The following is a 6163-nucleotide window of genomic DNA, read 5'->3' as shown; positions in this document are numbered from 1 at the left end:
GGGCGCCGCGGCGCCCGCCGGCGGGGCGATCGACTTCCGCCGCATGGTGGGGCGGGGGGGGAGCGCGGCGGACGCGCTGGACCGGACGCTGTACGCGCACCCGGCCGTCTTCGTGGTGGAGTACGCGCTCGCGCGCCTCTGGATGAGCTGGGGGGTGCGTCCGGAGGCGATGATCGGCTACAGCGTCGGCGAGTACGTGGCCGCCGCCCTTTCCGGCGTGCTCTCGCTGGAGGACGCCCTGATGCTGGTGGCCGGGCGCGCCCGCCTGGTGGACGGGCTCCCGGCGGGGGCCCTCCTCGCCGTCCCCCTGTCGGAGGACGAGCTGGCGCCGCACCTGGGCGAGGGCGTCTCGCTGATGGCGGTGAACGGCCCCGCGCTCTGCGTGGCGGCCGGGGACGAAGCCGCGGTCGCGGCCCTGGAGGAGGCGCTCCGCGCCCGGGGCGTCGTCTCCCGCCGCCTGCGGGCGGGGCACGCCTTCCATTCGCGGATGATGGAGCCGGCCGCGGCGCCCTTCCGCGAGCTGCTGCGCGGAGTGGCGCTGGGCGCCCCCGGGATCCCCTACGTCTCCACCGTCACGGGCGGCTGGATCCGCCCGGAGGAGGCCGCCGACCCCGAGCTCTGGGTGCGGCACCTGGTCCGGCCGGTGCGCTTCTCCGAGGGGCTCGGCACCCTCGCCGAGGAGCCCTCCCGCGCGTACCTGGAGGTGGGGCCGGGGCGCACGCTCGGGAGCTTCGCGGCGCAGCTCGCCGGCTCTCCGGGGCGGGTGGTGGCCCCCTCGCTCCGGGCGGCTTACGAGACGGCCGACGACCCGGACCTCCTCCTGGGCTCCCTCGGCCGGCTCTGGCTGGCGGGGGTGCCGGTAGACTGGCGGGCCTTCCACGCCGGGGAGGAGCGGCGCCGCGTGCCGGCTCCCACCTACCCCTTCGAGCGGGAGCGCTTCCTGGTCGGTCCGGGCGCCCGCCCGGGCGCGCGCGCGGCGGCGCCCCGCCCCCCGGCGAAGGGCCGGGACATGGCGGAGTGGTTCTACCAGCCCGTGTGGCGCCAGGCCCGCGTCCCCGTGGCGCACCTCCCGGGCCCGGTAGCGGACCCGGACGGCGAGGACGCGCCCTGGCTCCTCCTGGCGGACGGGGGGCGCATCGGGGAGCTCCTGGCGGAGCGCCTCCGGGAAGGCGGGCGGCGGGTGCTCACGGTCCGCCCCGGGGCGGAGTCCGGAGCGGCGGGGGAGGACGCCTACACCCTGCAGCCGGACGAGCCCCGCGGCTACCTCGACCTCCTCCGGGCGCTCCGGGCCCGGGGCGCCTTCCCCCGCCGGATCGTCCACCTCTGGGGGGCGGAGCCGGCCGGGACGGGCGGGGGGCTGGAGGGCTTCGAGCGGGAGCAAGAGCGCGTGCTCCACCCGCTCCTCTACCTGGCTCAGGCGCTGGGCCGCGAGGCGCTCTCCGAGTCCGTGCGGCTCTGGGTGGTGACGGCGGGGGCGCAGGCGGTGGAGAGCCGCGACGTGCCCCACCCGGGCCGCGCGACGGTGCTGGCCCCGTGCCGGGTCATCGGCCAGGAGTATCCGAACGTGACGTGCCGCGCCGTGGACCTGGCGGAGGACGCCCTGGAGGGGCCCGCGGCCGAGCGCGCGGTCGGCCAGCTCCTCACCGAGGTGTCCCACCCCCTCCCGGACCTGGAGACGGCGTACCGCGGCGCGCAGCGCTGGGTCCGCGCCTTCGAGCCCCTCCGCCTGGAGGCGTCGGCGGGGGCGCTGCCGATCCGGCTCCGCCGCGGCGGGGTCTACCTGATCACCGGCGGCCTGGGGCGCATCGGCCTCGCGCTGGCCGCGCACCTGGCGCGCACGGCGGACGCGAAGCTCGCGCTCCTGGGGCGCACCGGGGTGCCCCCCCGCGACGAGTGGGACGGCCTGCTCGCCGCGGGGGACGGCGACGAGACGGTCCGGGAGCGGGTCCGCGCGCTGCGCGCGCTGGAGTCCGCGGGGGCCGAGGTGCTCGTCCTCCGCGGCGACGCGGGGAGCGAGGCGGACGTCCGGGAGGCGGTCCGGGCGGTCCGGGAGCGCTTCGGCGCGCTGCACGGGGTGGTCCACGCGGCGGGCGTGGCGCAGGGCGGCATGCTGCGCCTCCTCCCCGAGACCGACGTCGCGGAGCTGCGGCGCCAGTTCCACCCCAAGGTGGGCGGCACCTACGCGCTGCACGCGGCGCTGGGCGACGACCCGCTGGACTTCTGCCTCCTGACCTCCTCCCTCTCCCCGATCCTGGGAGGGCTCGGCTTCACCGCGTACGCCTCGGCGAACCTGTTCCTGGACGCCTTCGCCCAGAGCCGCCACGCCGCGGGCGACACCCGGTGGACCAGCATCAACTGGGCGGACTGGGAGTCCGGCGAGGAGAGCGGGGACGCGGCCGCCGGGATCGGCGCCACGGTGGCCGAGTTCGAGATGTCCACCGGGGAAGGGGTCGGGACCTTCGAGCGGATCCTCTCGACCTCCGCCTCGCTGCCGCAGGTGGTGGTCTCCCGCGGCGACCTCCACCAGCGGCTGAACCAGTGGCTCGCCCGCGAGCGGCCGGCGGACGCGGCCCCCGCGGACGCCGCGGGCGAGGCCGCGGGACACGGGCGCCCCGAGCTGAACAACCCGTACGTGGCTCCCCGCGACGAGACGGAGGAGCGGATCTGCGCCGTCTGGAGCGAGGTGCTGGGCGTCCGGCCCGTCGGCGTGTACGACAACTTCTTCGAGCTGGGGGGGCACTCCCTCTCCGGGATCCAGATCGTCTCCCGGCTGCGCGAGGCCTTCCAGGTGGACCTGCCGCTCACCGCGCTGCTCACCTCGCCGGTGGTGGCGGAGGTGGCGCTCGTCATCGAGGAGCTCGCCATCGAGCGGGTGCTCTCGATGTCCGAGGACGAGCTCCGGCAGCTCCAGTAGGACGGCACCCCGCTCCGGCGACCCCCAGGGATTTTCATGGACAGACGAACGCAGCTGCTGGAAAAGCGGAAACAGCTCTCCCCGGAGCGCCAGGCGCTCCTCGACCGGGTGCTGCGCGGGAACGCGGGACGGGGGACGACACCCCCCGGCTCGATCCCGCGGCGTCCCGCGGGGGAGGCGGCGCCGCTTTCCTTCGCCCAGCAGCGGCTCTGGGCCATCCAGGAGCTGGACCCCGGGAGCCCGGCGTACAACGAGCCCGAGGCGCTCCCCATCGGGGGCGCGCTCGACCTCCCGGCGCTGGAGCGCAGCCTGACGGAGATCGTCCGGCGGCACGAGGTGCTCCGGTCCGTGTTCGTCCTGGAGGACGGCGAGCCGGTGCAGCGGGTGCGCCCCGCGCCCGCGCTGCGCCTTCCGGTGGTGGACCTCTCGGGGGCGGCCCCGGAGGCCCGCCCGGGGATCGCCCGGCGGCTCGCCCGGGAGGAGGCCGCCCGCCCGTTCGACCTGGGCCGCGACCTCCTCCTGCGCGCCACCCTCGTCCGGCTCCGCCCGGAGGAGCACGTCCTGCTCCTCACCACGCACCACGCCGCCTGGGACGGGTGGTCGCAGGGGGTGTTCACGCGGGAACTGTCGGTCCTGTACGCCGCCTTCACGCGGGGGGCTCCCTCCCCCCTCCCGGAGCTCCCGGTGCAGTACGCGGACTACGCGGCGTGGCAGCGGGAGCGGATCCGGGGCGAGCGGCTGGAGGCGGAGCTCGGCTACTGGAGGGGACGGGTCGCGGGGGCGCCCACCCTCCTGGAGCTCCCGGTGGACCATCCGCGGCCGCCGGTGCAGACCGCCCCCGCGGGCCATGAGCCGGTGCCGCTCGCCGGGCCGCTCGCGGCGGGGGTGCTGGAGCTGGCGCGGGCGGAGGGGACCACCCCGTTCGTCGTCCTCCTCGCGGCCTTCCACGCCCTCCTCGCCCGGCACACGGGGCAGCTCGACCTCCTCGTGGGGACGCCGGCCAGCAGCCGGAGCCGCCCGGAGCTGGAGGGGCTGATCGGCTTCTTCGTCAACACCCTGGTCGTCCGGGCGGACCTCTCCGCGAACCCCACGTTCCGCGAGCTGGTGCGGCAGGTCCGCGAGGCGGTCCTGGAGGCCCAGCAGCACCAGGACCTCCCGCTGGAGGTGCTGGTGCGGGAGCTCGCCCCCGAGCGCGACCCGAGCAGGAACCCGCTCTTCCAGGCGTCCTTCGCGCTGCAGCGCGGCGGGAGCGCCGCGGCTCCGCCGGGCGCAGGGCTCGCGATGGGCGGACCGGAGGCGGGGGGCGGGATGGCGCGCTTCGACCTCTTCCTGCACCTGATGGAGACGGAGGGGGCGCTGGGCGGCCACCTGGAGTACCGGCGGGACCTGTTCGAGCCCGCCACCGTCCGCGGGATGGCCGCGCGGTTCCGCACCCTCCTGGAGGCGGCCGTCGCCGATCCCGCGCGGAGGGTGCTGGACGTCCCGATCCTGGGGGAGGACGAGCTCCGGCGGGTCGTGGCGGAGTGGAACGCGACGGCCGCCCCCTACCCCACCGGTGAGTGTCTGCACCGGCTCGTGGAGCGCCAGGTGGACCGCACGCCCGACGCCGTCGCCGTGGTGTTCGAGGGGGAGCGGGTCACCTACCGGGAGCTGGATGCGCGCGCCAACCGCCTCGCCCACCACCTCCAGCGGCTGGGGGTGGGGCCGGAGGCGCGGGTGGGGATCTGCCTGGAGCGCTCGCCTGACATGGTGGTCGCGCTCCTCGCCGTCCTCAAGGCGGGCGGGGCGTACGTCCCCGTGGACCCCGGGTACCCGCGAGACCGGATCGCGTACCTCCTGGGCGACTCGGCCGTGCCGGTGCTCCTCACGCAGGAGCGCCTCCTGCCGCTCCTCCCCGACTCCCCCGCGCGGGTGGTCTGCCTGGACCGCGACCGGGGGGAGGTCGACGCGGAGCCGGAGGCGCGCCCCCGGGCCGCCGTGTCCGCCGGGAGCCTGGCCTACGTGATCTACACCTCCGGCTCCACGGGCCGCCCCAAGGGGGCGATGAACGAGCACCGCGGCGTCGTCAACCGGCTTCTCTGGATGCAGGAGGAGTACGGGCTGGATGCTTCGGACGCGGTGCTGCAGAAGACGCCCTTCAGCTTCGACGTCTCCGTCTGGGAGTTCTTCTGGCCGCTGATGACCGGGGCGCGCATGGTGGTCGCCCGCCCCGAGGGGCACCGCGACCCGGTGTACCTCTCGGAGCTCATCGAGCGCGAGGGGGTGACGACGCTGCACTTCGTCCCCTCCATGCTGCACGCCTTCCTCCAGGCGGGAGAGCCGGAGCGGTGCGGCTCGCTGAAGCGGGTGGTCTGCAGCGGGGAGGCGCTCGCCTTCGAGCTCCAGGAGCGCTTCGCCGGGAAGCTCCCGGGCGTGGAGCTGCACAACCTGTACGGCCCCACCGAGGCGGCCGTGGACGTGACCTACTGGGCGTGCGTGCCCGGGGACGGGCGCGGGGTGGTTCCGATCGGTCGCCCGGTGGCGAACACCCGCATCCTCGTGCTGGACGGGTCGCTCAACCCGGTGCCGGCGGGCGTGTCCGGAGAGCTCTTCATCGGCGGGGTGCAGGTCGGGCGGGGGTACCTGGGCCGGCCGGAGCTGACCGCGGAAAGGTTCGTCCCCGACCCCCTGGGCACGGAGCCGGGCGCCCGCCTGTACCGCACCGGCGACCGGGTGCGCTGGCTCCCCGACGGGGTGCTGGAGTACCTGGGGCGGATGGACTTCCAGGTGAAGGTGCGCGGCTTCCGGATCGAGCTGGGGGAGATCGAGTCCGTCCTCCTGGCGCACCCCGCCGTCCGTGAGGCGGCGGTGGTGGCGCGGGGCGACGGCGCGGGAGGGCAGCGGCTGGCGGCCTACGTGGTCCCCGCCGCGGCCGGAGAGGATCCCTCTCCCGGCGACCTGCGGGCGCACCTGCTGGAGCGGGTGCCGGAGTACATGGTGCCGGGCGCGTTCGTGCTCCTGGAGGCGCTGCCGCTGACACCCAACGGCAAGCTCGACCGCCGGGCGCTCCCCGACCCCGCGCCCGCCGCCGCCGCCGCCGCGAGCGGCTACACGGCGCCCTCGACCCCGGCCGAGCGGATCCTGGCGGAGCTGTGGGCCGAGCTGCTGCGCGTGGAGCGCGTGGGGGTGCACGAGAACTTCTTCGAGCTCGGCGGCGACAGCATCCTCTCCATCCAGATCGTCGCGCGCGCCCGGGAGCGGGGGCTGCGC

2 protein-coding genes are annotated in these 6163 nt (G+C 76.4%); both read left to right on the top strand.

Translation table 11 applies throughout. The features are described 5' to 3' along the window. The coding region (locus VGR37_10850; protein HEV2147890.1) for an SDR family oxidoreductase at positions 1 to 2914 on the top strand (2914 nt) is incomplete at its 5' end. Between the two features lie 36 nt (positions 2915 to 2950). Continuing rightward, on the top strand, positions 2951 to 6163 hold a 3213-nt coding region (locus tag VGR37_10845; GenBank protein HEV2147889.1), incomplete at its 3' end, for an amino acid adenylation domain-containing protein.

This window comes from Longimicrobiaceae bacterium (assembly GCA_035936415.1).
Classification (GTDB): Bacteria; Gemmatimonadota; Gemmatimonadetes; order Longimicrobiales; family Longimicrobiaceae; genus JAFAYN01.
Note: the sequence above shows the minus strand (reverse complement) of the source record. Positions and strands in the feature narration are given on the sequence as shown.